This is a genomic window from Bordetella genomosp. 13 (assembly GCF_007679965.1).
GTDB lineage: Bacteria > Pseudomonadota > Gammaproteobacteria > Burkholderiales > Burkholderiaceae_B > Bordetella.
On the sequence record NZ_VEHL01000001.1, the window covers coordinates 341,563 to 368,413 of the forward strand.

The 26,851-nt window shown below is 68.3% G+C and carries 30 protein-coding genes and 1 riboswitch; of the genes, 13 read left to right on the forward strand and 17 right to left on the reverse strand.

Annotation, left to right across the window (positions count from 1 at the left end):
• Positions 1-5: 5 nt before the first annotated feature.
• Genes FS845_RS01580 through FS845_RS01595 form a run of 4 tightly spaced genes read left to right on the forward strand, consistent with a single transcriptional unit; the run spans position 6 to position 1,609 of the window.
• On the forward strand, positions 6-470 hold the full coding sequence (locus tag FS845_RS01580) for a hypothetical protein (protein ID WP_144630276.1): 465 nt from the start codon (positions 6-8) through the stop codon (positions 468-470).
• Positions 454-969 (forward strand): hypothetical protein, encoded by a 516-nt coding sequence (locus FS845_RS01585; RefSeq protein WP_144630278.1) that lies wholly within the window; start codon positions 454-456, stop codon positions 967-969. The genes FS845_RS01580 and FS845_RS01585 overlap by 17 nt, the downstream gene beginning before the upstream one ends.
• Positions 966-1,358: a hypothetical protein gene (locus FS845_RS01590; RefSeq protein ID WP_144630280.1), complete on the forward strand. Its 393-nt coding sequence runs from the start codon at positions 966-968 to the stop codon at positions 1,356-1,358. The genes FS845_RS01585 and FS845_RS01590 overlap by 4 nt, the downstream gene beginning before the upstream one ends.
• Complete coding sequence (locus FS845_RS01595; RefSeq protein ID WP_144630282.1) at positions 1,355-1,609, forward strand: hypothetical protein; 255 nt, start codon at positions 1,355-1,357, stop codon at positions 1,607-1,609. The genes FS845_RS01590 and FS845_RS01595 overlap by 4 nt, the downstream gene beginning before the upstream one ends.
• A gap of 23 nt (positions 1,610-1,632) precedes the next feature.
• Here the strand turns inward: FS845_RS01595 and FS845_RS01600 are convergent, their stop codons facing one another.
• From FS845_RS01600 to FS845_RS01610, 3 genes are all read right to left on the reverse strand, one after another.
• Positions 1,633-2,574: a succinylglutamate desuccinylase/aspartoacylase family protein gene (locus tag FS845_RS01600; RefSeq protein WP_144630284.1), complete on the reverse strand. Its 942-nt coding sequence runs from the start codon at positions 2,572-2,574 to the stop codon at positions 1,633-1,635.
• Between the two features lie 62 nt (positions 2,575-2,636).
• Positions 2,637-3,620, reverse strand: a complete 984-nt coding sequence (locus FS845_RS01605) for a Bug family tripartite tricarboxylate transporter substrate binding protein (RefSeq protein WP_144630286.1) — start codon at positions 3,618-3,620, stop codon at positions 2,637-2,639.
• 298 nt (positions 3,621-3,918) lie between these two features.
• Positions 3,919-4,830, reverse strand: a complete 912-nt coding sequence (locus FS845_RS01610; protein ID WP_144630288.1) for a LysR family transcriptional regulator — start codon at positions 4,828-4,830, stop codon at positions 3,919-3,921.
• A 177-nt stretch (positions 4,831-5,007) separates the two neighbouring features.
• Here FS845_RS01610 and FS845_RS01615 point away from each other — a divergent pair, with 177 nt between their 5' ends.
• A complete protein-coding gene (locus FS845_RS01615; RefSeq protein WP_144630290.1) occupies positions 5,008-5,667 on the forward strand; it encodes a GntR family transcriptional regulator in 660 nt (219 codons plus the stop codon).
• Positions 5,668-5,889: 222 nt separating this feature from the next.
• On the opposite strand, the gene FS845_RS01620 is transcribed toward FS845_RS01615, so the two are convergent.
• The 3 genes from FS845_RS01620 to FS845_RS01630 all read right to left on the reverse strand — a co-directional run bounded on the left by FS845_RS01620 (position 5,890) and on the right by FS845_RS01630 (position 8,543).
• The gene (locus tag FS845_RS01620; RefSeq protein ID WP_144630292.1) at positions 5,890-6,555 is read right to left on the reverse strand and encodes an RraA family protein; all 666 of its coding nucleotides are present in this window, start codon (positions 6,553-6,555) and stop codon (positions 5,890-5,892) included.
• A gap of 40 nt (positions 6,556-6,595) precedes the next feature.
• The gene (locus FS845_RS01625; RefSeq protein WP_144630294.1) at positions 6,596-7,561 is read right to left on the reverse strand and encodes a Bug family tripartite tricarboxylate transporter substrate binding protein; all 966 of its coding nucleotides are present in this window, start codon (positions 7,559-7,561) and stop codon (positions 6,596-6,598) included.
• Positions 7,562-7,661: 100 nt separating this feature from the next.
• Positions 7,662-8,543, reverse strand: coding sequence for an NAD(P)-dependent oxidoreductase (locus FS845_RS01630; protein ID WP_144630296.1), 882 nt, complete (start codon positions 8,541-8,543; stop codon positions 7,662-7,664).
• A 1,071-nt stretch (positions 8,544-9,614) separates the two neighbouring features.
• Here FS845_RS01630 and FS845_RS01635 point away from each other — a divergent pair.
• From FS845_RS01635 to FS845_RS01645, 3 genes are read left to right on the forward strand one after another with little or no spacing between them, the layout of a single operon-like run.
• Positions 9,615-10,139, forward strand: a complete 525-nt coding sequence (locus tag FS845_RS01635; protein WP_144630298.1) for a hypothetical protein — start codon at positions 9,615-9,617, stop codon at positions 10,137-10,139.
• Positions 10,136-10,684, forward strand: a complete 549-nt coding sequence (locus FS845_RS01640; RefSeq protein ID WP_144630300.1) for a hypothetical protein — start codon at positions 10,136-10,138, stop codon at positions 10,682-10,684. Before FS845_RS01635 ends, FS845_RS01640 begins: the two co-directional genes overlap by 4 nt.
• 41 nt (positions 10,685-10,725) lie before the next feature.
• Positions 10,726-11,256, forward strand: a complete 531-nt coding sequence (locus FS845_RS01645; protein ID WP_144630302.1) for a hypothetical protein — start codon at positions 10,726-10,728, stop codon at positions 11,254-11,256.
• 16 nt (positions 11,257-11,272) lie between these two features.
• On the opposite strand, the gene FS845_RS01650 is transcribed toward FS845_RS01645, so the two are convergent.
• The 4 genes from FS845_RS01650 to FS845_RS01665 all read right to left on the reverse strand — a co-directional run bounded on the left by FS845_RS01650 (position 11,273) and on the right by FS845_RS01665 (position 15,618).
• Complete coding sequence (locus tag FS845_RS01650) at positions 11,273-12,556, reverse strand: type II toxin-antitoxin system HipA family toxin (RefSeq protein WP_144630304.1); 1,284 nt, start codon at positions 12,554-12,556, stop codon at positions 11,273-11,275.
• Positions 12,546-12,884 (reverse strand): helix-turn-helix transcriptional regulator, encoded by a 339-nt coding sequence (locus FS845_RS01655; RefSeq protein WP_144630306.1) that lies wholly within the window; start codon positions 12,882-12,884, stop codon positions 12,546-12,548. The genes FS845_RS01650 and FS845_RS01655 overlap by 11 nt, the downstream gene beginning before the upstream one ends.
• Positions 12,885-13,068: 184 nt before the next feature.
• Complete coding sequence (gshA, locus tag FS845_RS01660) at positions 13,069-14,649, reverse strand: glutamate--cysteine ligase (protein WP_144630308.1); 1,581 nt, start codon at positions 14,647-14,649, stop codon at positions 13,069-13,071.
• A gap of 33 nt (positions 14,650-14,682) precedes the next feature.
• Positions 14,683-15,618, reverse strand: coding sequence for an alpha/beta hydrolase (locus tag FS845_RS01665; RefSeq protein ID WP_260986100.1), 936 nt, complete (start codon positions 15,616-15,618; stop codon positions 14,683-14,685).
• Positions 15,619-15,662: 44 nt separating this feature from the next.
• On the opposite strand from FS845_RS01665, the gene FS845_RS01670 reads away from it, so the two are divergent.
• A complete protein-coding gene (locus FS845_RS01670; RefSeq protein WP_144630312.1) occupies positions 15,663-16,205 on the forward strand; it encodes a hypothetical protein in 543 nt (180 codons plus the stop codon).
• On the opposite strand, the gene FS845_RS01675 is transcribed toward FS845_RS01670, so the two are convergent.
• Entirely contained in the window at positions 16,177-16,512 is a 336-nt protein-coding gene (locus FS845_RS01675; protein ID WP_260986101.1) for a helix-turn-helix domain-containing protein, read from the reverse strand. The genes FS845_RS01670 and FS845_RS01675 overlap by 29 nt on opposite strands.
• A gap of 43 nt (positions 16,513-16,555) precedes the next feature.
• Between FS845_RS01675 and FS845_RS01680 the strand changes: the two genes are divergently transcribed.
• Positions 16,556-17,446, forward strand: a complete 891-nt coding sequence (locus FS845_RS01680; RefSeq protein ID WP_144630314.1) for an AEC family transporter — start codon at positions 16,556-16,558, stop codon at positions 17,444-17,446.
• A 90-nt stretch (positions 17,447-17,536) separates the two neighbouring features.
• Here the strand turns inward: FS845_RS01680 and FS845_RS01685 are convergent, their stop codons facing one another.
• The 5 genes from FS845_RS01685 to FS845_RS01705 form a co-directional block, all read right to left on the reverse strand.
• Positions 17,537-18,544 carry an Ldh family oxidoreductase gene (locus FS845_RS01685; protein WP_144630316.1) on the reverse strand — a complete coding sequence of 336 codons (1,008 nt, stop codon included), beginning with the start codon at positions 18,542-18,544 and terminating at the stop codon, positions 17,537-17,539.
• Positions 18,545-18,596: 52 nt separating this feature from the next.
• A complete protein-coding gene (locus tag FS845_RS01690; RefSeq protein WP_144630318.1) occupies positions 18,597-19,529 on the reverse strand; it encodes a hydroxyacid dehydrogenase in 933 nt (310 codons plus the stop codon).
• Between the two features lie 35 nt (positions 19,530-19,564).
• Positions 19,565-20,572, reverse strand: coding sequence for a Bug family tripartite tricarboxylate transporter substrate binding protein (locus FS845_RS01695; RefSeq protein ID WP_144630320.1), 1,008 nt, complete (start codon positions 20,570-20,572; stop codon positions 19,565-19,567).
• 193 nt (positions 20,573-20,765) lie between these two features.
• Positions 20,766-21,941 carry a UxaA family hydrolase gene (locus tag FS845_RS01700; protein WP_144630322.1) on the reverse strand — a complete coding sequence of 392 codons (1,176 nt, stop codon included), beginning with the start codon at positions 21,939-21,941 and terminating at the stop codon, positions 20,766-20,768.
• A gap of 26 nt (positions 21,942-21,967) precedes the next feature.
• Positions 21,968-22,249 (reverse strand): UxaA family hydrolase, encoded by a 282-nt coding sequence (locus FS845_RS01705; protein WP_066410709.1) that lies wholly within the window; start codon positions 22,247-22,249, stop codon positions 21,968-21,970.
• Between the two features lie 167 nt (positions 22,250-22,416).
• Here FS845_RS01705 and FS845_RS01710 point away from each other — a divergent pair, with 167 nt between their 5' ends.
• The 3 genes from FS845_RS01710 (at position 22,417) to metW (ending at position 25,128) form a co-directional block, all read left to right on the forward strand.
• Entirely contained in the window at positions 22,417-23,166 is a 750-nt protein-coding gene (locus FS845_RS01710) for a GntR family transcriptional regulator (RefSeq protein ID WP_144630324.1), read from the forward strand.
• 40 nt (positions 23,167-23,206) lie between these two features.
• Positions 23,207-23,286, forward strand: a riboswitch (SAM riboswitch).
• The gene (locus FS845_RS01715; protein ID WP_144630326.1) at positions 23,276-24,505 is read left to right on the forward strand and encodes a homoserine O-acetyltransferase; all 1,230 of its coding nucleotides are present in this window, start codon (positions 23,276-23,278) and stop codon (positions 24,503-24,505) included. (Overlaps the previous riboswitch by 11 nt.)
• An 8-nt stretch (positions 24,506-24,513) precedes the next feature.
• Positions 24,514-25,128: a methionine biosynthesis protein MetW gene (gene metW, locus FS845_RS01720; protein WP_144630328.1), complete on the forward strand. Its 615-nt coding sequence runs from the start codon at positions 24,514-24,516 to the stop codon at positions 25,126-25,128.
• Between the two features lie 58 nt (positions 25,129-25,186).
• Here the strand turns inward: metW and mqo are convergent, their stop codons facing one another.
• The gene (mqo, locus tag FS845_RS01725; protein ID WP_260986162.1) at positions 25,187-26,809 is read right to left on the reverse strand and encodes a malate dehydrogenase (quinone); all 1,623 of its coding nucleotides are present in this window, start codon (positions 26,807-26,809) and stop codon (positions 25,187-25,189) included.
• Between the last annotated feature and the right edge of the window lie 42 nt (positions 26,810-26,851).

Sequence of the window (26,851 nt, forward strand, 5' to 3'; positions counted from 1 at the left end):
CAAGCGTGGCCACGCTAGAAAACATGGGGATGATGCTCGCGCTGGTCGGCGCGGGCGTCGGCGCCGCCGCGGTATCGGCCGAGGCGCTCAGCGTCGGCCAGATCGTCGCGTACATCGTGACGATCCTGGTGGGCGGCGGCGCGGCGTGGAAGGTGCTGCCCATTCTGCTGGCACGCCTGTCCGTGACGCTGGCCGGCGCGAAATCCGAACGCGATTCCATCGAGCGCCTGGAGCAGCAGCTGCAGGTCGAGCGCCAGGCAGCCGTGCAGGCACGCGCCGACGCCAATGCTGCCTACAAGGAGCGCAACGACATCCTGCGGGAGCTGGGCGACGTGAAGGCGCAGCTGGCCGGCCTGACCGAGCGCGCCGCGATTCAGGCGCAGACCATAGAGCGGCAAAACCTGTTGATCTCGGAGCTGACCACACAGATCCAGAACCTGAACGAGGCCGTCCATGGCAAGAATGCTTGAGTGGTGTTTCGGCTGGCAGCCGCGCCTGACTCGGTGGCTGCTCGCGCTGTATGCGTTGGCCCTGGTGGTGGCGATTTTTATTGGCGGATACGCAACCGGGGCCTTGGTGGCCTGGAGCGATGCCGGCCACGCCATCGCCCAGCAGCGAGAGGACTATCGCCGATCGCTGGCCGCGCTGACCGACAAGACGATCGGTGCCGCGCGACAGGCCGCGGCGGCAGCGGGTAATGTCCAGGCTGCGGCGGGTCGTATCGAAGACGTGGCGGAGAACGTGCTGGATGCGGCTTCGGCCGCCGAGCAGGCGGCGCAGGCAGCGGGAACGGCGGGCGCGACGGCACAGACGGCGGCGAGCACCGCGCGATCGGCCGCCATGACGGCACGTGGCGCCGCCTCGCAAGCAAGCGTCGCCGCGCACACGGCGAACGAGGCGCTGAGGCCGTCGGCCGCGCCGCCAGGCGTTGACAAATCCCATTCGCCTGCCTGGCTGGAGGCGCCATGATTGCGGACATTCTGGCTTTGCTGGCGGGATGGCGCGGCTATGTCGCAGCGGCGTTGGCCGGCGGCGTCGCGATGGCTGGCGTGCAGCAACTGCGCGTCGATGCGGTGCAGGCGCGCCTGGGCGCAGCCGAATTGCGCATCAGTGTGGGCGATGCCGCCAACCGCCAATGCGTGGCTGATGTCGGTGACGCCCGGGCCGCCGTCAGCCAGTTGCGGCGCGAGGCCGACGAGCGTCAGGCGCGTGCTCAGGCGGCAGTGGCCGAAGCGCAGGCGGTGGCGGGCCGGCACGACGCGGCGGCCGGTTATTGGCGCGGCCGCGCAGCAAAGGGACCGGACCAATGCGCGGCCGCCATGGACGCCTTGGACGAGTATCTGCAGGAGTCTCCATGAGAATCCTGTGTGCAACCGTGTGCCTCGGCCTGGCCGGTTGCGGTGCCACTCCCATAGTGCGCACCGAGCGCGTCGAGGTGCCGGTATCCGTGCCATGCCGCGTGGAGCGCGTGTATGCGCCTGCGTGGGCGACCTCGGCGCTGGCGGACGACGCATCCTTCTACCAGAAGATGGCGGCCGTGCTGGCGGAACTGGAGCAGCGCAAGGCTTATGAGTCGCGTATCGAGGCCGCTTTGGCGGCATGCAGCTGATCCTGGCGACCCTGCCTTGTACGTCAACGCACATAATCCCGCGCCAGCCTCACCACCGTCACGCCCGGCTTCAGTTGCCGCAGCGACGGCATGATCAGCGTGCAGTCGTCATAGGGCGTCTCGATGGGCACGCCATCCGCCCATCCCAGCACGGTTCCGGCCTTCTCCAATGTTTCCAGGCCCTGCCAATCGTGGGCAAAGCGCACCTCCATCGACGGGGCGACCACCGCGTCGGTCACCTCCAGCACGCGCTGCATCGTCGGGGTAGGCAGCCGCCATGCCGCGGGAAGGTCGCCGGCATCCATGCAGCCCGCTTCGACCAGCAGACGCGCACACATATCCAGCGCCACCGCATGCGACGCCGGATCGCCGTGGAAGCCGCATTCGATCAGCAGGGCGCAGGCGTCCTCTTCGGGGCTTCCGAAGCGCCCGTAGTCGCGCATGCGCACCCCGTCCTTGTGCCCCGCATCCACCACCACGTGCGCGGGCGCACCCAGCCTGCGCGCCAGGGCGACGTTGCGCGGCAGCGTGCCCGTCAGCAGCAGCGGCGCGCCGGGTTCGTGCATCGAGTGCAGGTCCAGCAGGAGATCGGCACGCGCGACCCACGGCGCCAGCTCGGCCGCGCGGCGGCGCTCCTGCGTGGCCGGCTCGGCCAGGCGCTCGTCGCTCCAGACGCGGTTCATGTCTTCGTCCACGAAGCGCGAGGCATCGTGGCGCGCGGCGTCGAAGCGGTCGTACGCCGCCAGGTTGCCGAAGGCCAGCGTCAGGCTGCCGCGGCGGGGCCGCACGCCGGCCGCCAGCATGTCTTTCAAGGCCCAGGCACCGCACAGCTCGTTGCCGTGCAGCAGCGCCGTGATCAGGACGTGCCTGCCGGGCAGGCCGGAATCGAAATGCCACACGCCGGGCGTGTCGGTGTTGCCCACGCGCTCGGCGCGCAGGTCGGGGTAGGGAATCAGGAAGGACATCGATTGAAAAAGCCGGCGGGCGCCGGCTCTCCTGTGGCAAGGGGCGGCCAGCGGCCGCGGGGTTACTGGGCTTCGATCTTCGCGGCCTTGACCAGCGCGCCGTACTTGGCCGTTTCCGCGGCCTGGAACTTGACGGGATCCAGGCCGGCCTCGGCCAGTTCGCCGCCGGCGTCCTGCATCTTGCGGCGGAACGCATCGGACTTCAGCACGTCCGCCAGCGCGGCGCGCAGCTTGGCGGCAATGGGCTGGGGCAGGCCCGCCGGGCCGTAGAAGGCGAACCAGACGTTGATGTCGACGTTCTCGAAGCCCGGGGTCTCGGCCAGCGCGGGGATGTCGGGCGCCACCGGCGAACGCTTCTTCTCCGTCACGCCCAGCGCCACGATCTTGTCGCCGCGCACCTGCGGCAGGCCCGAGGACAGCACCAGCACGCCGAACGTCAGCTGGCCGCTCATCAGGTCCGTCACCAGCGGCGACACGCCGCGATAGGGCACGTGTTCCGCATGCGTGCCGGTGGACTGGTTGACCATCTCGCCGGCCAGGTGCAGCGAAGTGCCCACGCCCGACGAGCCGAAGTTGTAGGTGCCCGGCGCCTGTTCGCGAAGCTTGACCAGGTACTGCGCCGCGCTGCTCACGCCGGAGGCCTTGGAGGCCGCCAGCAGCAAGGGCTGCGAGGCGATCACGCCCAGCGCGGTGAAGTCCTTGGCGCCGTCGTACTTGACCGCCGGATTGACCATGGCGGCGATCGCCATCTCGTTGGACGATCCCACCAGCAGCGTGTAGCCATCGGGCTGAGCGCGCGCGGCGCGCTGCGCACCGATCGTGCCGCCGGCCCCGCCCACGTTCTCGATGACGACGCTCTGGCCCAGCTTCTTCGACAGTTCCTCGCCGAACAGCCGCGCGGTCAGGTCGACGCTGCCGCCCGCCGGATAGCCGACGATCAGCGAGATGGGACGGTCGGGGTAGTCGGCCCGGGCAATCTGGGGCGCGAGGGCGCCGGCTGTACAAGCAACGGCCAGGACGGCGCGTGCGAGATGCGATATCTGCATGAGGTTTTCCCTTGGATGGCGCGGACCGCGCGTGGCGTCCGCATCTGTTCGACGTGTGGTGGAAAAATTGTGCGCGTTGCGGTGGCCAGGTCACGTGCAGCGATGGCACATCCACGTGCTGATTCGGCACTCGGCATGCGAGGAACGAGACGAGCCCGATGAGGAACCCGTGCGCCGATGCAAGGCGGCTTTCCGTCGGAGGCAAGAGGGGCGCCTGGAGGGCGCGGACAGGGAAGCCAGCGGGTCCACCCTGACAATGCTTCAACCTGGACAGGCGGGCGCGGTCAAGGCGCCCTTGCTATTGCCCGCGCTGCGTCGCTTCCCACACGGCCTCGGCCAGGTCCGACAGTCGCATGCGAGGCCGATACAGGCGCACCTCGAAGCTGATCTCTTCCGCGCGTCCGCCCAGCACGGCCAGCGCGCCGCGGCGGCAATCGCCCGCGACCATCGACCACGGCAGCCACGCCACGCCCAGGCCCTTCAGTGCCAGACCGTGCACGGCATCGGGCGAGTCACAGCAGATGAACGGCGCCAGCGCGTAGGGAAAGGTGTCGAGCCGGTCGCCCGCGATGCGCGCCATCGCCAGGCCGCTCGCATAGTTGATCAGCGGCGCGGGCGTGCCGCCCTCGGCCAGCGCATGGCGGGGACGGCCGCGGCTGTCGGCCTGGCACACGGGCACCAGCTTGTCGGTGGCCAGCGTCATGTAGCGATAGCGGCCCGGCGTCAGCTCGACCGACAGGGCAGGATGCTCGTACCCGCACAGCAGGTCGGCCCGGCCGTGTTCCAGCAGCCGCGCCATGTCCTGCATGCGGCCGGTGGAGATGTCGACCTCGGCATCCTTGGCCAGCACGCGCGGCGGCTTGTGGCGCAGGCGGCCGATCCAGTCCGACACCAACGTGCGCGCCAGGCTGCGTCCCGTGGCGATGCGTACCACCGCGTTGCCGGTGGGGCCGCCCGCGCGGATGCGGTGGCGCGCCTGGCCGACGCGTTCGACCACCTGGCTGGCCGTCTTCAGCAGTTCCTCGCCTTCCGGCGTCAGCGCCACCGGCGTGCGTTGCCGCTCGACCAGCGGCGCCCCGGCCCAAGCTTCCAGGGCGCGGATGCGCCGCCCGAATGCGGGATGGGTGACGTGGCGCAGTTCGGCCGCGCGCACGAAGCTGCCGGTCTGCGCCAGCGCGATGAGGTCTTCGAAGAGCTTCAGGTCGGCCATGGCGTGAAGGCGTGCGTCGTGGGGCGGGGGCGCCGAGGGCTTCCATCTATAACCGATTTACGCGTCGGCGGCGATGTCACGCGCAAGCGAATCCGGCCTGCGACGCATCGCAGGATTTGGCGCTCGTGCGTTCAGGTATAGTCGGCCCATCCCCGCCATTGGATACCCCGCGCCACCATGACCAGCGCCCGCGACCGTGTCTACGCAGAGCTGCGCCGCCGCCTGATGGCCGGCGCCTTCCTGCCCGGCGAAAGGTTGCGCGAGGAACACATCGCCAGCGAGCTGGCCGTCAGCCGCACGCCCGTGCGCGCGGCCATCGAGAAGCTGGTGGCCGATGGACTGGTCAGGCACGAAGAGCGGCGCGGCGCCGTCGTGGTCGGATGGGCGGACCGCGACATCGACGAGGCCTTCGAGTTGCGCATGCTGCTGGAGCCCTATGCGGCGCGCACGGCCGCGCAGCGCGCCACGCCCGAGCAGATCGCCCATCTGGAAGTGCTGAATCAGAGGATGCTGGAAGCGGTGCAGTCGGACGCCGACGACAAGACCGCGCAGGTGCAGCACTACAACAATCTCTTCCACCACGCGCTGCTGGAGGCCGCACAGTCGGCCCGCGTGCGCGCCATGGTGGAGAACCTGCTGGACATGCCGATCATCATCGGCTCGTTCTACTTCTACACGCGCGACGACATGCTGCGCAGCGTGGAGCATCATCGCCAGATCATCGTGGCGCTGCGCGCGCGTGATGCGGCCTGCGCCGAGGTGGCGGTGCGGTTCCACCTGACCGCCACGCATCTGCTGTTCCGCAGCCAACGCAGGCCGGCGGCGCCGCAGAGTTGAGCGGCTCGGCCGCGGACGTGCGGCGCGGCACCCTGGGGCATTCCTGCGCACGCAGCCCATGCAATCGCACGTGGCACATGTTGCCGGATCCCATGCAGGTCCGCTGTGCACGCACGCCTGCCGATGCCTGGCTCCTCGTCCATGAAAAACGGCCAGGCGGCCCTCTTGCGGGCGCCTGGCCGTTTCTGCGGCGATGCGCGGTCTATCCTGGCGTGAACTGCCTTACAGGCAACCCAGCGCCTTCAACCGGGCGTCGATCCACGACGTGTCCAGCCGGCCTTCAGCGATCTCCGCCAGCGTCTTTTCCTCGGCCGCGTGCTTGGCGGCCGCGGCATCGTGGATGGCCTGCGCCTGGTCGAACGGCACGCACAGCAGGCCGTCGTCGTCGCCCAGCACCAGGTCGCCCGGCTCGATGGTCATGCCATCCAGCGCCACGGTGCAGTTGATCTCGCCCGGGCCGTCCTTGTAGGGACCGCGGTGCGTGACGCCCGCCGCGTAGACCGGGAAGCTGCCGCGGCCGATGGTGCCGCTGTCGCGGATCGCGCCGTTGATCACGATGCCCGCCAGGCCGCGTTTCTGTGCGTACGAGGTCATGATCTCGCCGATGATGGCGTTGGTGAGGTCGCCGCCCGCGTCGACCACGATGACGTCGCCCGGCTGCGCCAGGTCCAGCGCCTTGTGCACCATCAGGTTGTCGCCCGGACGCGTGCGCACGGTCAGGGCCGGGCCGCCCATGGGGCTGCCGTCGTGCATCGGGCGCAGGCGTGCGCCGCCGGCGGTCATGCGCGACATGCAGTCGCTGACGTTGGCCACGGGGATGCGAAGGAACTTCTGGACGAAGTCGTTGCTGATCGCGCGCTTGCGCGGGTGGATTTCGAAACCGATCATTGCGCTGCTCCTGCTGAATGCATGTTGCGTTGTTGCCGGGTCACTGCTTGGGAATGCCGGCTTCCTGGACGATCTTGCCGAACACCTCGTGGTCGGTGCGATGCTGCTTGGCCAGGTCGGCGGGCGAACCCTTCATCACACTGTAGCCGGCCTCTTCCAGTTTCTTCACCAGCTCGGGGTTGTCCTGTGCCTTGTTCAGCGCCTGGTTCAGCGTGGCGATCACGTCGTCCGGCGTCTTGCCCGGCGCCATCAGGCCCCACCAGATGGTCTGGTTGATGGTCTTGAAGCCGCTTTCCACGAAGGTGGGCACGTCGGGCAGGGCGGGCGAGCGCTCGTTGGCCACCACGGCCAGCGCGCGCACCTTGCCGCCGCGGATCTGCGGCAGCAGCGAGGCTACCGAACCCGTATACAGGTCGATGCGGCCGCTGACCAGGTCGGGGAAGGCCTGCGACCAGCCACGATAAGGCACGTGCATCAGCTCCATGCCGGCGGCCTTGCGCCACAGGTGGCCGATCAGGTCGCCGCTGCCGCCTATGCCCGGAATGCCCAGCGACACCTGCCCGGGCTTGGCCTTGGCCGCGTTCACCACGTCTGCCAGTGTCTTGAAGGGCGAATCGGGCACCACCACGAACACGCTGGGCGACGAGGCTACCGGGCCCACCGGCTTGAAGTCCTTGAAGGTGTCGTAGCTGAGCTTCTCGTACAGCCACGGATTCAGCACGATGTTGTCAGTCTGGGCCATCACCAGCGTATGACCATCGGGCTTGGCGCGCGCGGTGGCGTCCAGCGCCAGGTTGCCGCCGGCGCCGGGCTTGTTTTCCACCACGATGTTCCAGCGCGTGTCCTGGCCCATGGCCGCGCTGATCATGCGCGTCAGGGTATCGGTGCCGCCGCCCGGGGGGAACGGGGAAATGAAGGTGATGGGGGCCGTGCCCATGTCCGCCGCGCAGGCCGCCGTACTGGCGGCGCACAATGCGGCCGCCAGCAGATGCTTCAGGGATTTCATGACTGTCTTCCTCGCTGTCTAACTAGGTATGGATGCGTCCGGCCTTCTGCGTGCCGGATCGGGATTCGGATCGAACGGGTTTGATGGGACCGTGATTGCATCACGCCTGGTTCTGGCGCGCCAGCGGCGTCAGCCAGGCCAGGCGTTCGGCGACGGTATCAGGCACGTCGAACGTGCCGGCGTCGCGCGCGGCCTGGATGCCTTGCGCGGTGCGGGCGAACAGCCGCTCCACGCCGTCCAGCACCAGAGGCTGCAGGCCGGCGTCGACCAGTTGGTCGCGCGCCTCGCGCACTTCGGCCAGCCGACGTGGCGCGTGCAGCACGTGCGATCGCACGAACGAATCGATGAAGGTAGTCAGCGGCGTCTTGTCCATGTCGGACAGCACTTCGTACAGCGCGGGCCGCAGGCCCATGCTTTCGGCGGCCACCAGGCATTCGACGGCCAGGCTCTCCATGCCCTTGGTCATGATGCTGCGCAGCAGCTTCAACCGGACGGCATCGCCGGCTTCGCCGTCGATGGCCTGCGCGGGAGCGCCGCTGGCCTGCGCGAATTCGGCCACGGCCTGCGCGCCGTCCCCGGCGCACAGCAACGGCGTGCGGGCGCCCAGCAGCACGATGGCGCCCATGATGGCCACGTCGGTGAACGGCACGCCCAAGGCTTCGGCCTGCTGGGCAGCGCGGCGCATGTCGCCGGCGCTGGCGGTGGTGAAGTCCGCGTAGGCGGCGTCCTTGCGCAGGTGCGGCAGCGCCTGGGCCGCCACGTCCAGCGCGGCATGGCCGAACACCGCGGAAACGACGAGATCCGCTTCCGCCAGCCAGCCGCCCAAGGTGCCGTGCAGCGTCGCGCCGTGCTCGCGTGCACGCGCCTGCATCGCTGCATCCTGCCGCAATTCGCCTATGCCGGCGATGGAATGGCCCGCCGCGCGCCAGGCCAGGGCATAGCAATGGCCGACTTCCCCACAACCTATCAGTGCGATCTTCATCCGTTATCAGTACAAAAAAAATACAAGGATGCTGTTATAGATCGTGCCTCACGCAGAAATAAGTGGGGGTTACCCTCAGTGTCATCGGTCGGTGTGTACATAAAAAGAACAATGTTCGGCCGGCACCGCTGACGGCAGCCAGCTGGAATGCTGGACCGGCAAAGAGGCGCAGAAAACGGCTGGCGATCCTGCAAGATGCACGCCCTGCGGGGCCTGCCGGACCATCGACGGGAGACCCGTTGCGGCTTGCCTGCCGCGCGCCGGTAGCCACTGTTGGACGGCGAGCGTCGTTCTTTCCGACAAAAAACAGCCGTCGTTGTAAAAATGACCGCCGCGCTTGTCACCAATGGTCAGGTTCGCGAGGAATTTGTCGGAGTTTGTTGGGGATCATTAACAACGATGCGATTGCCTCGGGTCTATCCTCATTCCATCCGTCCAATCTTCTAGGGGTGCTCCATGAACGAGGTTCCCGTACCTGCTCCTGCTCCGTCTCAGCCTCGGCGCTGGCCCTTTGGCTATGCGGAACAGGACGCGGCCTGAGTTTTCGGCCTGTCCTTGAGCCATGCCGCCGTCGCCGGCGTGTGTGTATCGGGGACTCGGAGGCCAGCCGCATAAGCAAGCATATGTATCCAGCGTGTTCGTGCCCACGGTAGTTATTACAACCGTACATGGCACGATCCCGGTCTCGTGCCACGAGGCGATCATGCTCGGGCTGTGGTCCCAAGTGTGGCTGTAACGGCTAAAACGTTACCTAACGTACCGGCACCCAACCGGCCCGGGTCCCCGCAAAGCCTTGGCGTGTCTTGGAGCATGGCCGCCTTCGCCGGGCTGGGCGGATATTTCCAGGCACGTCAGTTCCCAAGAAAATGTAACTTATCCTGCCAGGTCCGGATACATCTTGGGGTATCCTGCGCGCCTGGAGACGCGGGGCAAGGGGCTTCCGCTCATTACGGAAGTCCGCATGGCACGACACGAAAAAGAGCATTCTTTCTCTCCGAGCTGCTTTTTCCGTTCACCGTCCGCGCGTTTGTCGCAATAGCCGGCAGTCGCAGCCGAGCGGACCGGAACATCATGGCATCGCACTTCCATCTCGCGCCGATCGGATGGCCGCGCTGGGCGCGCCGCTGGCTCGCGGCCGTGATCTGCGCGCTGTTCCTGTCGATCGTGGCCTACGCGTATGCGGCGTGGCTGGGCAGCCGCCACCGCGAGGTCGTTTCCATTCCGTGCGTGCCGGCCAATGACACCGGCCGAGGCGTGCAATTCGAGTTCCGCGAGGCAGGGCAACTGCCCACGCTGATCTACGTGCCGCCCGGGCAGGGCCGCCACGTCTCGATGCGCAACTGCTCGTACACTTCGCTGTCGCGCAGCAAGCCATTGATGGTGAAGTGGCGCTACGAGGACAACCCGGACGACATCAACTACGACTACACGTACAGCGCCGTGCTGCAGCTGTCCCGGCCGGACAATCCCGCCATGCTGCTGCTGAAGTTCGAGCCGCAGGGCAGCATCACCGCGCGCTACCTTGGCAGCGACGAGGTGCGCCGCATGCTGGACGGCACCGAGCCCGAGCCGCCCGGCTACCGGAGCATGCGATGAACGGCCGCGCCGCCTGCCGCCTGGCACGCCGCACGATCCTCGGCCTGGTCCTGCTGGCGGGGCTGGCGGGCATCGCGGTCTATACCTCGACCTCGCATCTGCAACAGGAGATCGAGGCGCCGAACATGGTGCGCTGCCTCGTGCAGAACCTGACGTGGCACGACGTGCGCTATGCATTGCCCGAGCGGCCCGGCGCGGCGCCGCAGGACCTGCACTGGGATTACGTGTCCCGGGGCAACCGGCGGGCCTTGCAACTGCCGTCGACGTGCATGCTGTCGCCGCCCGCCAATGGCGAGGACCTGCACATCGCCTGGGCGCGCTATGCTCCCGATCTGGCGGCGGGCTCGACGCGGCTGTACGTGGCGAACTTTCCGGGCCTGATGCGGCCCGATGATGCCACCGGCCTGGCCTTGCGCCTGTATCCCGGCGGCAAGGCGGCGGCCCGCTACCTGGACGGCGCCAGCGACGTGGACGTCACGGCCGGCCTGCTAGCCGATACGGTGCCGGCGGGCTGGACGCCCGGCCTGGCCGCCAGCGCACCCTGACCGCGCCGCGCATCGCGCGCGCAATCCGAGAAGGACCTCTCATGCAGCAAAATCCCTTACGCCGCGGGCCGGCCCGTCGCATTCTGCGGCTGGTGCTGATCGTGGCGCTGTTCGCGGTAGCCGGCCTGGCCGCCAGGTCGGACGACGTGCAACGCTGGCTGGGCGACCGCAATGCCGCCCAGGCAGAGGTGAAGCCGATCACGGTCTATCCCTACAATTTCACCGGCCAGGGCGTGGAATACGCGATCGGCGCGGCGCTGCTGGCGTATCTGCCGCCGGGCGCGGCCGATGGACAGACGGTGCTCAAGCAAGGCTACACGCCGCCGTCGGACGATGCGCCGCTGCCCGTGCGCTGGCGCTATGTGGATCGTTCGAGCGGGCAGCAGCCGACGGACTATCCGTTCGCCGCCACGCTGAAACTGCCGCGCAGGCCGTCGGACGACGCGGTGCTGACCTTGCGCTTCTATCCGGACGGGCAGGTGGCGGCGCGCTATACGACGCAGCCGGAAGTGGCCCCGGGCGGCACGGTGCCTCAGTCGCTGACGGGCAGCGGATGGCAGCGCAATCGCTGAGGCGTGCGCATGCCGGTCAGGCGCGTGCCCGGTCCAGTATCGCCTGCGGGGCATCTTCAAAAATGAAGGGGTTGAAGAACATCCTGCCCCAGAGCAGCCTGCGATCCACGTCGTTCAACTGAGCATCGTTGCAGACACCGGCCCAGCGTTCGCGTACCGTCTCGAGTTGATCGACGATGATCTGCATGGCTTCGGCCTCGGGCAAGAGGAACTTCACTGCGGCTTGCAGGCAGACGGCCAGTTTGCTCATCCGGTTCTCACCCGCGATCAACATGGCTTGCGACGCCTCGTTGCCTGTCCGGTTTTGCGGGCAGATGTCGTAGGCAGGCGTCAGTGTCAGCTTATCGCCGTTCCAGAATGCCGCATGATTTCGTGCATGGTCGTCGGTGTTGCCGCTGATGACGTTGAAGACCAGGCGGCAGAACAGCTCGCGCAACGTCGCTTTTGGCGCGTCGAAGCGTTGCCGGATGATGTCCGCGAGGTCTTCATAGCTGGTGTACCGGGCCATCATTTCATCGAGCCCGAAAAGGGTCAGCGCGGAAACCATCGGAGTGCGCTGCCAGCCGCCAGCGGCTTTCAGGCGGTCGAAGCGCTCAACCAGCAGGACATCGCGGCCGGCGGTATGTAGCAGGTGCGTCACGGCGACGTTCAGGCCGACGGCGTGGGCCAATTGCATGGCGACATACTCGGCCTTCACCACGTTGTAGGTATCTGTGGAGGACGAGAATTTGGCGATTAGTTTGCGATCGCCATCCACGATCATTGCTTTCGGACGTGCTCCTCCCAGCGAGCTTCCGTGAAACAGCGCCTGGCTCAGTTCCGGTGTCAGCGGTATCCCTTTTTCGACCAAGGCCGCTGCTTCCATCAGTTCTTCCAGGGACGCAGCCTGCGCGACGCGCGGGACATAGTCTGTCGGCGATGCCTGGAAATCGAGTGCGCCGATCCTGTCCGATCCGGATTCGAGCAGATAGGTCAGTTCATCCAACGTGCCAAGATCCGCGTTTCGGCCCTTGGCGCCGGTCAGGCGGTTGAGAATGACCCGCCGGCCCCATGCGTCGGGGGCGGCGTCGCGCAGAGCGCTGGCCAGTGCCAGACCGTCCTCGGGCGCAATGGCGCCGCGTTGCAGCGGCAGTTCCGGCGTGTAGATCGGGATGGCATCGTGCCGTTCCAGATAGCTTCGGCCGTAGTTGAAGATGAATCGATCCGCGTTGCGGGTGAGCACTCCCGCGACAACGGGTTCAACCGCGCCCGGCAGCCAGATCCAGACGTATGCTTCGTTTGCGATGGGTCTAGAAGTCATCGTTCACGACCGGCTTGGTGGGGTGGACCGCGCGAGGAAGGAGGGTGAGGGTCTTCTGTGCGTCCGAGATCGCCAGGGCCATGGAAGCGGGGTCGGGCGTGAAGAGGGACACGCCGACGAGCGCAGCGAGCTCGAAGACGACGCCAAGCGAACATCCCATATCGCCCGCCTCGGCGCGGGTTACCAGTCCGCGTGATACGCCGGCGCGTTCCGCCAGCTCCTCGATGGTGATTCCGCGCTCGATACGGGCGGTGCGAATTCGCAGTCCCAGCAGGCGGGCCGCTTCTAGGCTGTATCGGGAATAAGCACGGGCTGCGGGCTTGGTCATTGCTATCTATGTTCCATTAATGGATCGCAGTGCCATGATACGACTCTTTAATGGAGCACGCCACGCGAGATCCGCCGAAGTGGGGCCGGACTCGATCACCCGTGCAACGATCCATTAACAGAACATAAGTAACATATATGCCTTCTTAATGGAACATTTCCCGCCCTGCCGGGCATGACCAGCGCTACGCCGCCCGCGGCAGCGGGTTCTTCAAGGCCGCGTGGTACTTGGCCACGTACGTCTCGAAATCGACGGTGTCGCCGTCTTCCAGCTTGCGTTGCTCGTCGTGCGAGCGTTGCACGTCCGCTTCGAACTCGGCGGCACGGTCGGCCGGCAGCGGCTGGGCGCGCAGGGCGTCGCCGTGGTGGCGGCTCTGCTGCAGCGAGTAGTCGTGGAACGAGCCGCCCGAGGCGCGCAGGGCCTGCAGCAGCTGCGCCGAGGGCGTCGATTCGGGATCGGCCAGCTTGCCGCGCTGGCGCTGCAGCGCGTCGGCATACGCCGAGCCGCCCAGCGCCTTGTCGTACAGCGCGGCATAGGGTGCGATGGCGTCCAGCAGGTCGGCGCCCCACTGCGCCAGCGCGATGGGCGAGCCGTCGCGATTGAGTTGCAGGCCCGGCTTGCGGCCTTCCTTGACCACTACCGAGAAGTTGTCGGCGCTGAGCTGGCAGTAGCCGTCCGGCCCGAAGAACGGGCTGTCCGAGGCCGCACAGTACAGCAGGAAGGCATCGACGAAGCGCGCCGTGTCGGGCGCGATGCCCACCGGCGAGGTCGGGTCGATGTCCAGGCAGCGCACCTCCACATACTGCACGCCGCGTTCGGCCAGCGCCGTGATGGGCCGCTCGCAGCGGCCGGTGGCGCGCTTGGGGCGGATGCTCGAGTAGTACTCGTTCTCGATCTGCAGCACGTTGGTGTTGAGCTGGATCCATTCGCCGTCGCGGTGCGTGCCCAGCGCCTGGTAGGCCGGCCAGGGCTGCGTGACGGCGGAATACAGGCGGCCCAGGAAGGTTTCGAGGTCGTTGTAGCAGAGCTTGAGCTGCGACTGCGCCTTGTTCTGGTAGCCCAGGTCGCTCATGCGCAGGCTGGTGGCGTACGGCAGGTGCAGCGTGTCGGCGCCCAGCGGCTGCAGGCCGTGCGGCTGGCCGCGCATGAAGTCGCGCGACAGCGCGGGCGCCGAGCCGAACAGGTACATCAGCAGCCACGAGTAGCGCGTGAAATTGCGGATCAGGCTGATGTAGCCGCGCGAGCGGCGCTGCACCGGATCTGTCTCGTGCGGCGACAGCACTTCCCAGAGCGCGTCGGGCAACGAGAAGTTGTAGTGCACCCCGGCGATGCATTGCATGGTCTTGCCGTAGCGCTCGGCCAGGCCGCGGCGGTAGACGTGCTTGAGCATGCCGGTATTGGAGGTGCCATACCAGGCGATGGGAATGTCGGCCTCGCCCGGCAGGGTGGCCGGCATGGACTGGTTCCAGATGTACTCGCCGTCCAGCACGCCGTAGACGTGCCGATGGGTGTCGGTCAGTTCGGCCAGCAGGCTGTCGACGTTGTCGTGCGTGCCGGTGATGAGTTCGAGCAGCGACTCGGAATAGTCGGTGGTGACGTGCTCGTTGGTCAGCGCCGAGCCGAGGCGTGCGGGGTGGGGCGTCAGCGCCAGCGCGCCGCGGCTGTCCACGCGCAGCCCTTCTTTTTCGATGCCGCGCAGGACCTGCGAGAGCAGGGCGGCGTTTGCCTCGAGGCGGGCATGGCGTGTGGCGGTGGTCTCAGTCACGATAAACAGGATGGGGATGTCAATCGACCGATTTTACGGGGTGACGGCGTCGATTGCCTGCGGAAGGTCCACATCCTGAAGGGACAATGCCTCCGGAGCCATGGCCGGGGCCGTTTCGAAGGCCAGTCCGGCCAGCCAGTGCTCCAGGTCGGCATGCACCTGGTCGGCCACGGCCGGCAGCTCGTTGAAGAGCTCGTGCCAGGCGCCGTCATACCATTTCAGGGTGGCCAGGCCGGCCGGCGCCCGGCTGGCGAACAGCCGGCTGCCCTGGGCCGCCACGATGCGGTCGGCGCCCGCCACCAGCAGCAGGGTGCGGCAATTCAACTGGTCCGCGTCGCGCAGCGATTCGCGCCCGCCCTGTTCGATGAAGTGCGCCAGGCGGCCCGTGATGCAGCGGTGGACCAGGGGATCGGCCTTGAAGGCGGCCACGACCGCGCGGTCGTGCGTGGTGTTGCCCGGCGCCAGGCCGTGGGGCACGCGCACGTCGGGGTAGCGCAGGGCCAGCCAGGTCAGCGCCGGCTTGGTCCAGTTGGGCACCCGCACCTGGAAGGGCGGCGAGGCCAGCACCAGCCCCGCCAGGTCGGCGCGGCGCTGCAGCGCGATGCGCGCGGCCACCAGGCCGCCCAGGCTGTGGCCCAGCAGCACGGGCGGGCGGCCCTGGGCGGCTGTCCAGGCGCGCAACTGCGAGGCGGCGTCCAGGACCAGGTCTTCCTGGGTGGCCAGCGTGGCCGGCGCGCCCTGCGATTGGCCGTGGCCGCGATGGTCGTGCATGCCCACGCGCCATCCCAGCGCGGACAGCCGCCGGGCCAGCCGGTCGTAGCGTCCGGCATGTTCGCTCAGGCCATGCAGCAGGTAGATGCTGGGCGTGCCCGGGCCGGCCAGCGGCGGCGCCGTGTCGGCGGCCGGTTCCCAGGCGTAATTGGCCAGCAGGGTGCCGTCTGGGGCGGGGGTATGGGAAATCGGCGACAATTCCATGTCTCCTGGGGGATACGGCCCATCGGGCGAACGTAGCCATGATTTCAACGCTGTTTCGTTTCATGTTGAAGAAAGCCCTGCCTGTCCTGGCCACGGCGTGGCTGCTGGCCGCGTGCTCGCCGGACTACAACTGGCGCGAGCTGGACGTGGCCGAGGGCCGGGCGCGGGCGGCATTCCCGGCCCGGGTGCAGACCGAATCGCGCGAACTGGCGCTGGGCGGCAGGACGCTGAAGTTTTCGCTGACGGCGGCCGAGGTCGATCAGTCGGTGTTCGCGGTGGGCTACGCGCCACTGCCGGTCGAGGTTGCCGGCGACGCTGCCGCCAGCCAGGCCCTGGCCGCCGCGCTGATGCAATCGCTGTATGCCAACCTGGGCGCCGACGCGCCCGACCCCTTGCCGTCGTTCGGGCAGGATATCGAGGTGCACGGCGAGGCCGTCAACGCCGGCGCGCGCAGCTGGATGCTGGCCCGGGTGTGGGTGGCCAACGGCATGCTGATCGAGGCGGTGGCCGCTGGCGCCGAAGGCAAGCTGCCGCCCGAGCGCGCCCGCGAATTCATGAATGGGGTGCGGGTACATCAGTGAGCGGTTCCAGCATACCCAGCCGCAGCGCCGCCACCACCGCGGCGCGGCGGGTGCGCACGCCCAGCTTGCGGCAGGCGTTCTTCAGGTGGAAATTCACGGTGTGTTCGCTGACTTCCAGTATGAGCGCGGTTTCCCAGCTCGTCTTGCCCACGGCCGCCCAATGCAGGCAGGCCCGCTCGCGCCCTGAAAGCGATTTCTGCGGCACGGCGGGGGCGGGCGGCGCGCCGGCAAAAGGGGGCGAGGAAGAGAGTCGGTACATGCCTTCATCATCGCCGCCTTCGCGCGGCATGCCCAGCAACCATTCCACGCGGCATTGGTGCCGCTATTTCCGTTCGAATAATCGCTCAATCATGGTTTCGGTCGCGCAGTTTTACTGGTCTGTCGTAGTGCTGATGATGCCCTTGTTGTTCTGCGTGGGCATCGGCCTGTACTGGGGCAAGCGCAACCATCCGTTCGGCGGCGCGTTCGCCACCACGCTGGTCACTTCGGTGACCACCCCGGCCCTGGTGTTCCATACCTTCACGACCACCGAGCTGGACAACGGCGCGCTGGCCGACATCGCGGGCGCCTCGCTGCTGGCCATGTTCGTGTGCGCGCTGCTGTGCGCGGGCGGCCTGAAACTGGCCGGCCTGCCGGTGCGCAAGCTGCTGCCGACGGCCTCGATGCCCAATGCCGGCAACCTGGGCCTGCCGATCTCGCACCTGGCGTTCGGCGACGCGGGACTGTCGGTGGCGGTGGCCTTCTTCGCCATCAATTCATTCGTGATGCATACGGTGGGCGTGCGGCTGATCGCCGATGCCGGCACGAACAAGGCCTGGCGCAGCCCGGTGCTGCTGGCGGCGGTCGCGGCGGTGACCCTGCGCGTGGCGGGCATCCCGGTGCCCGCCTGGGCCATCGAGACCGGCCGGATGCTGGGCGCCGTCACGGTGCCCCTGATGCTGATCAGCCTGGGGCATGCACTGGCGATCATCCCGTCCAAGGGACTGCGCGGGGGCGCGGTGGTGGCCGGACTGCGCCTGGTGTTGGGCCTGGCAGTGGGCTATGGCGTGGTGACGCTGCTGCACCTGCCGGATGCCCTGGGCGGCGCGCTGGCGCTGCAGATGGCGATGCCGTGCGCCGTGGTCAGCTACATGTACGCGCAGCGCTACACCGACCTCGGCGACACCGCGGCCGGCGCCGTGCTGGTGTCCACCGTGGTGTTCCTGGCGCTGGCGCCGCTGCTGCTGATGTTCATGACGTAGGCCGCGGTCGTCTGCAAAAGGCCGTGCGCGGAAGGTCGTGCGCGCAAGGCAACCCGCGATGGGCCATCCACGGAAAGCCGCCCCGCCGGATCAGGCCTGTCCGGCCAGCTCGCGGATCTGCTTCAACAGGGCATCGGGCACCTCGATGCCCTCGGCGTGCGCATGGCGGGCCAGGTCGCCGCGCCGCGCGCCCGGCAGGCGCACGTTCTCGTCTTCCAGCATGGCCGCGATCAGCGTCTCCACCCGGTCCAGGAAGACCTCCTGGCCCGCCAGCGCGGCCGGGTCGATCACCAGGAAGGCCTGGCCGATGCGCGGCCGGTTGCCCTCGTCGGTGAAGAACGAATCCGCCTCGAAACCGAACTGCGCGCCCGTCAGCGCGCACACCAGCAGCTCGACCACCAGGGCCAGCATCGCGCCCTTCACGCCGCCCGCGGGCAGCATGCTGCCCGCCAGGCCGGCCTTGGGATCGGTGGTGGGACGGCCCTGGTCGTCCAGCGCCCAGCCTTCCGGGATGGGCTTGCCGTCGCGGGCCGCCACCATCAGCTTGCCGCGCGCCACGGCCGACAGCGACAGGTCGATCAGCAGCGGCGGGCCGTCCCGGCGCGGAAAGGCCGCGGCGATGGGGTTGGTGCCGAACAGCGCGCGCTTGCCGCCCCAGGCCGGCATGGCCGAGGGCGAATTGCTGAACGCCAGGCCCACCATGCCGGCCTCGGCCACGGCTTCCAGGTGCAGCCCCGCCGCGCCGAAGTGATGGCTGTTGGTGACGCCGGCGAAGGCCACGCCCAGCTTGCGCGCGCGTTCGATGGTCTCGTGCACGGCCAGCGCGCACGCCGGGAACGCGAGGCCGTCGGCCGCGTCCACCAGCAGCGCCGCGCCCCGTTCGTGCGCCACCACCGGCCGTGCCGCGCCGTCCGCGCGGCCGTTGCGCAGGTGCGCGGCATACGAGGGCACGCGCGAGACCCCGTGCGAGGCCAGGCCCTGCGCGTCGGCGCGCACCAGCGCGCGCGCGGTGCTGCCGGCCATGTCGGCCTGCGCGCCGCTGGCGGCCAGCGCCCGCGTGGCCAGGCGCTGCAATTCATCGATGGCGATACGTGCCATGGAAAACTCCGTCTGCTGTCGGTCAGGAATGCCGGGTCGCGCCCGGCGGAAATCAGAGGACCAGGCCCAGTGCATCGGCCACGCGCTGCGCCACCAGGGTGGACACGCGCACGTTCGCCTCTTGCGTCAGGCCCGCGATGTGCGGGGTCAGTACCACGTTGGGCGCATCGGCCAGGGGCCCGCCGCCCGGCAGCGGCTCCTGGTCGAACACGTCGATGGCGGCGCCGCGCAGCGCGCCGCTGCGCAGGGCGGCGCCCAGCGCGGCCTCGTCCACGATGCCGCCGCGCGCGGTGTTGATGAGGATGGCGCCCGGTTTCATGCGGGCCAGGCGCGCCGCGTCGAACAGGCCCGAGGTCTGCGGCGTCAGCGGAAGGTGCAGCGTGACGGCATCGCTTTCGGCCAGCAGTGCGTCCAGCGGAAGCGGACGCACGCCGGTCTCCTGCCATGCCGCCGCATCGTCGGCCAGCATGGGGTCGTGCGCCACGACCTTCATGTCCAGGCCCTGCGCCAGCCGCGCGGTCAGGCGGCCGATGCCGCCGAAACCGACGATGCCCAGCGTGCGGTGCTCGGCCTCCAGGCCGTTGGACAGCGCGTTGCGCGGCCACTTGCCGCTCGCCACGTCGGCGCTGTGCGCATAGGCGCCGCGCAGCAGCGACAGCAGCGTGCCGATGACATATTCGGCCACGGCGCGGGCGTTCGCCCCCGTGGCGGGCAGCACCTGGATGTCGCGCGCGGAGCAGCCGGGCAGGTCGATGTTGTCCAGCCCCACGCCCAGCCGGCCCACCGCGCGCAGCCGCGGCGCCGCCGCCAGCACGGCCGCGTCGACCTGCGTGCGGTTGCGCACGATCAGCGCGTCCGCGTCGGCACAGGCGGCCAGCAGATCGTTGCGGCGGTCGACCAGGTCGGGCTCGTAGCGAACGGTGCAGCGGGCGGACAGCGCGCGGACGGCGGCTTCATCCATGAATTCGGAGATGACGATGAGCATGTGCGGTGTTCCTGGAATGGGCGGGGGCATTGCATTCAGGCGGTCTGAATGCCGGCCTCCTTGATGATTTTGCCCCAGCGCTGCACTTCCGCGGTGAGGTACGTGCCGAACTCGGCGGGGCCGCGCGGCTGCGGGATGAAGCCCAGCTTGACCATGGCCTGCTGCATGGCCGGCTTGCGCATCTCGGCCGCGATGGCTTCGCCCGCCTGCTGGACGACCTCGGGCGGCAGGCCCTTGGGCGCCATCACGCCGGTGAAATTCTCCACGATCAGCTCGGGCATGCCGGCCTCGCTCACGGTGGGCACGTCGGGCAGGTCGGGGCTGCGCTGCCTGGTGGTCACCGCCAGCGCCCGCAGCGAGCCGGCCTGCACGTGCGCCAGCGATTCGGGATAGTTGGAGAAGATCACGTCGACGTGGCCGCCCATCAGGTCGGTCAGCGACGGCGCGCCGCCCTTGTAGGGCACGTGCATGATTTTGGTGCCGGTCAGCTTCTGGTAGAGCGCCAGCGTCAGGTGCGGCGGCGTGCCGTTGCCGCTGGAGGCGGCCGTCAGCTTGCCGGCCTCGGCGGCGCGGCGCAGGTCGGCCATGCTCTTGATCGGGCTCTTGGCGCTGACCACCACCATCATGGTGGACGAGGCCAGTCCGGCCAGCGGCGTCAGATCTTTCAACAGGTCGTAGCCGGCCTTGCCCTCGAACAGCGTGGCATTGGCCGCGTGCGACAGCGTGATGGCCAGCCACGTATAGCCGTCGGCTTGCGCGCGCGCCACGAAGGCCGCGCCGATGTTGGCGTTGCCGCCCGGCTTGTTCTCGATGACGATGTTCCAGCCCTTTGCTTCGTTCAGCGCCTTGGCCACGGTGCGCGCGGCCACGTCGGTCAGCCCGCCGGGCGGAAAGGGCACGACGTAGTTGATGGGCTGCGCGGGCCACTTGCCCTGCGCCAGGCTGCTGCCCATGGGCAGGATGCCCAGCAGGCCAGCGGCCGCGCCGGCGGCCAGCACGTGGCGTCGCCCGTTGTCGACGGGCGTATCGTTCTTGCGTTGCATGCCTTCCTCCTCGTGTGTGGGAATGCCCGGACTGTGGCCGGCCTGCTCCGCTGTGCTGCCGCGGGGCGATACCGCGCCCGGGTCTGCTGCCGTGCGCCGCGTGTGGCGGACGCACGGGTCTTGCGGCGTGCGCGGCCGCCGTCCGAAGTCTGTCGCTTCGGTACGGCGCCGCGCGGTGATGCCGGGGCGCCGGTCAGGCGCTTTCGAACAGGCGCGTCAGCACGAACTCGCGGTGGCCCAGCGCCTCGGCCGAGGTCCAGCGGCCATTGGCCGTGGCCAGCATGCATTCCAGCAGCTTGTCGCCGGCCTGGTCCAGGTCGATCTCGCGCTGCAGCAGCCCCGAGGTGTCCACGTCGATGTGTTCCGACATGGTGCGCACCGTGCGCGGGTTGGCGCAGATCTTGATGACCGGCAGGATGGGATTGCCGATGACGTTGCCCTGGCCGGTGGGGAAGAAGTGCACGGCGTAGCCCGAGGCCGCGCACAGCGTGACCATCTCGGCCGCGGCCGACGACGAATCCATGAACCACAGGCCCTTGTGCGTGGGGATCTCGGCCTTGTCGATCACCCCGTCGATGCGGCATTTCTTGCCGATCTTCTGGATGTTGCCCATGGCCTTCTCCTCGATGGTGGTCAGGCCGCCGGCGATGTTCCCCTTGGTGGGCTGCGATTCGGACAGGTCGCTGGTCTTCCAGCGGTCGATCATGTCCTGGTAGCGGTTGAACATGAACATGAAGCGCTCGCGCACGGCGTCGCTGGCACAGCGCGCGGCCACGATGTGCTCGCCGCCGGTCAGTTCCGAGGTCTCGCCGAACACCAGCGTGGTGTCCAGGTCGTAGAGCTTGTCGAAGGCGTTGCCCACGGTGGGATTGGCGCCGCAGCCCGAGGTGGTGTCGGACTCGCCGCACTTGGTGGATACCCACAGGTCGGAGATGGGGCACTCGACCCGGCGCAGGGCGGTGGCGTAGTGCACGAATTCCTTGGCCTGGCGCGACGCGCGCATGATGGTGTCGTGGTCGCCGTGCAGCTCGATGCTGAAGCCGGCCACGGGCTTGCCGGTGGCGGCGATGCCGTCGACCACGCGCTTGGTCCAGCCTTCCTCGATGCCGATGACGATGACCGCCGCCACGTTGGGATTGCAGCCCGTGCCGATCAGCGTGCGGAAGTGCAGCTCCAGGTCTTCGCCGAACTGCAGGCGGCCGTAGGGATGGGGCAGGGCCAGGGTGCCCTTGATGTTGTTCGCCACGGCTTCGGCCGCGGCATTGGAGATGTCGTCCACGGGCAGCACGATGACGTGGTTGCGCACGCCGACGCGGCCGTTGTCGCGGCGGTAGCCGTGGAAAGTGGTGGAGCGGGAGACGATAGCCATGGTGGGGAATCCTGTAATGGGGCGGTTTACCAGCGCTTGGTCTTGATGTTGTGCACGTGGGCGTGCTGGCCCGCCTGGATGGGCGCCACCACCTTGCCGATGTCTTCCCCGTACTTGTAGATCGTGTCGCCCACGGCCATGTCGGCCAGCGCCACCTTGTGGCCGATGGGGATGTCCTGGCGGGCGCGGACCTGGATGACGCGGTCCTCGTCCATGATCCAGGCGTTCAGTTCCGTGCCCGCGGTCAGGCCTTCGACCACGACGACGGCCACGGTGTCCTTGGCGTCGTGCAATACGGCGTGAATCATCGTTTCCTCCTGAGGTGTCGCACGGCCGTCCCGCGGCCGGGCTGGAGCACGCATGTTATGGGCGGGCATTTCTAAAGTCAACTAGGTCATATATATGATTTAAATGACTTGAGATGGCGCATGCGCAGCCGGTACACTGCCGAGGTATCGCAGTCATTCCGTCCAAGATGAGCCAGATTTTTCTTCCCGAGGCGCCGCCCGGCAGCCCCCTCTACGAGCAGGTCAAGCAGGCCGTGCTGGCCGCCCTGGCGCAGGGCGAATGGAAGCAGGGCGATGCCATTCCGCCCGAGAAGCAGCTGGCCGAGCGCTTCGGCGTCTCCATCGGCACGCTGCGCAAGGCCATCGACGATCTCGCCGCCGAGAACATCCTGGTGCGCCAGCAGGGGCGCGGCACGTACGTGGCCGTGCACAGCCGCAACTCGCACTTCTTCAAGTTCTTCCGCGTCGTGCGGCAGGACGGCCACAAGTCCTATCCCGTCACCGCGCTGCAGCGCTTCCGGCGCGTGCGCGCCACGGCGCTGGCGCGCGAGAAGCTGGGGCTGGCCGCCGGCGCCAGCGTGTTCGAGTTCTCCAACGTGCTGTCCCTGAACGGCGACGTAGTGCAGGTCGACGACATCTGCCTGCCCGAGGTGCGCTTCACGGGGCTGACCGAACGGGTGCTGCGCGAGCGCACGGGCACGCTGTACAGCTTCTACCAGGACCTGTTCGGGGTGAACGTCATCGCCACCGACGAGCGGCTGCGCACCTGCCTGGCCGACCTGCAGCACGCCGCCTGGCTGGGCGTGCAAGAGGGCACGCCGCTGCTGGAAGTGCGGCGCGTGGCGTATTCGTACAGCCGCCAGCCGGTGGAATGGCGCGTGTCGCGCGTCAACACCGAGCACTACGAATACCTGGGGCAGGACGCGGCCCTGGTCTGAGCGCGGAAAGGGACCCGGCCGCGCTGGTGCTAGAATTCACGCTTCGAACGGCGCCGATTTGCCTGATCCGCTTGCGGGCGCCTCTATAAATCCTGCTAAAGAGGTCCGTATGACCCTTCTTGCTCTCGACCCGAGCGAGGCGGTTGCCGCCTCCGCGTCCCACGCCGATGATCACGGCTCGGTGGGCGTCGTTTCCCCTACCTTCCTGCGTTTCGACGAACCGCTGCCGCTGGCCAGCGGCCAATCGCTGTCGTCCTACGAACTGGCCATCGAGACGTACGGCACGCTGAATGCCGAGCGCAGCAATGCCGTGCTGGTGTGCCACGCGCTGAACGCCTCGCATCACGTGGCCGGCATCGCCGCCGGCGATCCCAAGGACGTCGGCTGGTGGGACAACATGGTCGGTCCCGGCAAGCCCGTGGATACCGACCGTTTCTTCGTCATCGGCGTCAACAACCTGGGCTCGTGCTTCGGCTCCACCGGGCCGGCCAGCACCGATCCGGCCACCGGCCAGCCGTGGGGCGCCGCCTTCCCGGTGCTGACGGTCGAGGACTGGGTGCATGCGCAAGCCCGCGTGGCCGACCACTTCGGCATCGAGCGCTTCGCCGCGGTGATGGGCGGTTCGCTGGGCGGCATGCAGGCGCTGAGCTGGGCCATCACGTGTCCCGAGCGCGTGGCCCATTGCGTGGTCATCGCCAGCACGCCGCGCCTGTCGGCGCAGAACATCGGCTTCAACGAAGTGGCGCGCCGCGCCATCATCACCGATCCCGATTTCCACGGTGGCGACTACTACGCGCACAACACGGTGCCGCGCCGCGGCCTGTCGGTGGCGCGCATGATTGGCCACATCACGTACCTGTCCGACGACGACATGGCCGAGAAGTTCGGCCGCACGCAGCGCGAGCCCGCCGAGAACGGCGCGTACCGCTACGGCTACGACGTCGAGTTCGAGGTCGAGTCGTACCTGCGCTACCAGGGCGAGAAGTTCTCGCGCTATTTCGACGCCAACACCTATCTGCTGATCACGCGCGCGCTGGACTATTTCGATCCGGCCCGCGACACCGGCGGCGACCTGGCGCGTGCGCTGGCGCCGGCCTCGTCCGATTTCCTGCTGGTGTCCTTCTCCACCGACTGGCGCTTCCCGCCCGAGCGCTCGCGCGAGATCGTGCGGGCGCTGCTCAAGAACGGCAGCCCCGTCACGTACGCCGAGATCGATGCGCCGCACGGCCACGATGCCTTCCTGCTGGAAGACGCCCGCTACCATGCGGTGGTGCGCGGCTACTACGAACGCATCGCGCGCGAGCTGGGCCTGACGGAGCCGGCTGCCGCCCCAAAATGACGCGTCCCATGACTCCTGTATCCGCCCGTTCCGACTCCGCCGCGCTGCGGCCCGACCTGGCCCGCATCGCCAGCTGGATCGACCCCGGCAGCCGCGTGCTCGACCTGGGCTGCGGCGACGGCGAACTGCTGGCCTGGCTGCGCGACCATCGCCAGGTGCGCGGCGCCGGCGTCGAGATCGACGACAACCACGTCATCACCTGCGTGCAGCAGGGCGTGAACGTCATCCAGCAGAACCTGGAGGACGGCCTGGCGATGTTCGACGACAAGCAGTTCGAGACCGTGGTGCTGTCGCAGACGCTGCAGTCGATGCACCGCACCGAGCACATCCTGCGCGAGATGGCGCGCGTGGCCCGTCATGGCGTGGTGTCGTTCCCCAACTTCGGCTATTGGCCGCACGGCTGGGCGTTGCTGCGCGGCCGCATGCCGGTCACGGGGCAGATGCCGTACCAGTGGTACGACACGCCCAACATCCACCTGTGCACGCTGCGCGATTTCGAGGACCTGGCCGGCCGGCTGAAGCTGCGCATCCTCGAGCGCGCCACCTTCAACAACGAGCGTGAAGTGCGCATGTTCCCGGGCTGGCGCAGCACCCTGGCCGTCTACCGTTTCGCGGCGCCCTGAGCGCGCGCACGAAAAAAAGCCCGCGCGGGCGCGGGCTGTTGCCATCCGGGGCCAGCGCCTACAGCTGGATGTCCGACACCCTGGGCACCGGGGCTGAATCCCGCGTCGCGGCGCCGCCGGCCTGCACGCCGGACAGGCTGGGCGACGGAATCGCCAGCTGCAGCGCCTGGGCGGTGTCCCGCCATACGGCGGCCAGCAGCTCGGGCTTCTCGTTCAGTTTCTGGCCATAGCTCGGGATGATCCTGTGCAGTTTCTGCTGCCAGGCGTCCGTCTTCACCTGATCGGGGAAGGCGCGCTCCAGCAGGGACAGCATGATGGCGGGCGAGGTCGAGCCGCCGGGCGAGGCGCCCAGCAGGGCCGCGATGGAGCGGTCCTCGGCCATCACGATTTCGGTGCCCAGCTTCAACTGGCCGCCCTTGTCGGGGTCATTCTTGATGATCTGCACGCGCTGGCCCGCCTGCCACAGGCGCCAGTCCTCGTCGCGCGCCTCGGGCATGTAGCGGCGCAGTTCGTTCATCTGCTCTTCCTTGGACAGCGACAGCTGCTGCGCCAGGTACTTCACCAGTCCGAACTCGTGCACGCCGACCTGCATCGACGGGATGATGTTGCTGGTGGTCAGCGACGCGGGCAGGTCGAAATACGAGCCTTCCTTCAGGAACTTGCTCGACCAGGTGGCGAAGGGGCCGAACAGCAGCACCCGCTTGCCGTCCAGGACTCGCGTGTCCAGGTGAGGCACCGACATCGGCGGCGATCCCGTCTCGGCCATGCCGTAGACCTTGGCCAGGTGGCGCAGGGCAATCTCGGGCTTCTCGGTGACCAGGAACGCGCCGCCCACCGGGAAGCCGCCGTACTGCTTCGCTTCCGGGATGCCGGACTGCTGCAGCAGCGGCAGCGCCGCGCCGCCCGCGCCGATGAACACGAAGCGCGCGTCGACGGTCTGGATCTTCGAGTCGTCCTTCATGTCGAAGGCCGACACGCGCCACGTGCCGTCCGGGTTGCGCGTGATCGAGCGCACCTCGTAGCCGGTCGACAGCTTCAGGCGCGACGTGCCGGTGAGATGGCCGTAGAACTGGCGCGTGATCTCGCCCAGGTTCACGTCGGTGCCCAGCGGCGAGCGGGTCGCGGCCAGCATCTGGCCGCCCTCGCGGCCTTCCATCATGATGGGCACCCACTCGGCAATCCTGGCCGGATCGGTCGTCAGCTCCATGCCGGCGAACAGCGGGCTGGCTTGCAGCGCCGCCACGCGCTTCTTCATGAAATCGACGTTTTCCTGGCCCCAGACCAGGTTCATGTGCGGCGTCGAATTGATGAATTCGCGCGGCGAGCCCAGCGTGCCGCGGCGCACCTGGTGCGACCAGAACTGCCGTGAGATCTGGAACTGCTCGTTGATCTCGATGGCCTTGGCGATCTGCACGTTGCCATTGACATCCATGGGCGTGTAGTTCAGTTCGCACAGGGCCGAGTGGCCGGTGCCGGCATTGTTCCAGCCGTTCGAGCTTTCCTGCGCCACGCCGTCCAGGCGTTCGAAGATCTCGAGGGACCAGTCCGGCTCGAGTTCGGTCAGGTAGACGCCCAGCGTCGCGCTCATGATGCCGCCGCCGATCAGCAGCGCGTCGACGGTGCGGTCCGCCTTTTCCGCGCGGTATTGGTCGTCGGTGAGATAGCTGTAGCCCAGCGCCACGGCGCCCGCGCCTGCGGCGGTGCCCAGGAAACGGCGGCGGGT

Coding starts and splice junctions, on each gene's coding strand:
- FS845_RS01585 (WP_144630278.1), top strand. CDS start 454: ATGGCAAGAATGCTTGAGTGGTGTTTCGGCTGGCAGCCGCGCCTGACT.
- FS845_RS01590 (WP_144630280.1), top strand. CDS start 966: ATGATTGCGGACATTCTGGCTTTGCTGGCGGGATGGCGCGGCTATGTC.
- FS845_RS01595 (WP_144630282.1), top strand. CDS start 1,355: ATGAGAATCCTGTGTGCAACCGTGTGCCTCGGCCTGGCCGGTTGCGGT.
- FS845_RS01600 (WP_144630284.1), bottom strand. CDS start 2,574: ATGTCCTTCCTGATTCCCTACCCCGACCTGCGCGCCGAGCGCGTGGGC.
- FS845_RS01605 (WP_144630286.1), bottom strand. CDS start 3,620: ATGCAGATATCGCATCTCGCACGCGCCGTCCTGGCCGTTGCTTGTACA.
- FS845_RS01610 (WP_144630288.1), bottom strand. CDS start 4,830: ATGGCCGACCTGAAGCTCTTCGAAGACCTCATCGCGCTGGCGCAGACC.
- FS845_RS01615 (WP_144630290.1), top strand. CDS start 5,008: ATGACCAGCGCCCGCGACCGTGTCTACGCAGAGCTGCGCCGCCGCCTG.
- FS845_RS01620 (WP_144630292.1), bottom strand. CDS start 6,555: ATGATCGGTTTCGAAATCCACCCGCGCAAGCGCGCGATCAGCAACGAC.
- FS845_RS01625 (WP_144630294.1), bottom strand. CDS start 7,561: ATGAAATCCCTGAAGCATCTGCTGGCGGCCGCATTGTGCGCCGCCAGT.
- FS845_RS01630 (WP_144630296.1), bottom strand. CDS start 8,543: ATGAAGATCGCACTGATAGGTTGTGGGGAAGTCGGCCATTGCTATGCC.
- FS845_RS01635 (WP_144630298.1), top strand. CDS start 9,615: ATGGCATCGCACTTCCATCTCGCGCCGATCGGATGGCCGCGCTGGGCG.
- FS845_RS01640 (WP_144630300.1), top strand. CDS start 10,136: ATGAACGGCCGCGCCGCCTGCCGCCTGGCACGCCGCACGATCCTCGGC.
- FS845_RS01645 (WP_144630302.1), top strand. CDS start 10,726: ATGCAGCAAAATCCCTTACGCCGCGGGCCGGCCCGTCGCATTCTGCGG.
- FS845_RS01650 (WP_144630304.1), bottom strand. CDS start 12,556: ATGACTTCTAGACCCATCGCAAACGAAGCATACGTCTGGATCTGGCTG.
- FS845_RS01655 (WP_144630306.1), bottom strand. CDS start 12,884: ATGACCAAGCCCGCAGCCCGTGCTTATTCCCGATACAGCCTAGAAGCG.
- FS845_RS01670 (WP_144630312.1), top strand. CDS start 15,663: ATGATTTCAACGCTGTTTCGTTTCATGTTGAAGAAAGCCCTGCCTGTC.
- FS845_RS01680 (WP_144630314.1), top strand. CDS start 16,556: ATGGTTTCGGTCGCGCAGTTTTACTGGTCTGTCGTAGTGCTGATGATG.
- FS845_RS01685 (WP_144630316.1), bottom strand. CDS start 18,544: ATGGCACGTATCGCCATCGATGAATTGCAGCGCCTGGCCACGCGGGCG.
- FS845_RS01690 (WP_144630318.1), bottom strand. CDS start 19,529: ATGCTCATCGTCATCTCCGAATTCATGGATGAAGCCGCCGTCCGCGCG.
- FS845_RS01695 (WP_144630320.1), bottom strand. CDS start 20,572: ATGCAACGCAAGAACGATACGCCCGTCGACAACGGGCGACGCCACGTG.
- FS845_RS01700 (WP_144630322.1), bottom strand. CDS start 21,941: ATGGCTATCGTCTCCCGCTCCACCACTTTCCACGGCTACCGCCGCGAC.
- FS845_RS01705 (WP_066410709.1), bottom strand. CDS start 22,249: ATGATTCACGCCGTATTGCACGACGCCAAGGACACCGTGGCCGTCGTC.
- FS845_RS01710 (WP_144630324.1), top strand. CDS start 22,417: ATGAGCCAGATTTTTCTTCCCGAGGCGCCGCCCGGCAGCCCCCTCTAC.
- FS845_RS01715 (WP_144630326.1), top strand. CDS start 23,276: ATGACCCTTCTTGCTCTCGACCCGAGCGAGGCGGTTGCCGCCTCCGCG.
- metW (WP_144630328.1), top strand. CDS start 24,514: ATGACTCCTGTATCCGCCCGTTCCGACTCCGCCGCGCTGCGGCCCGAC.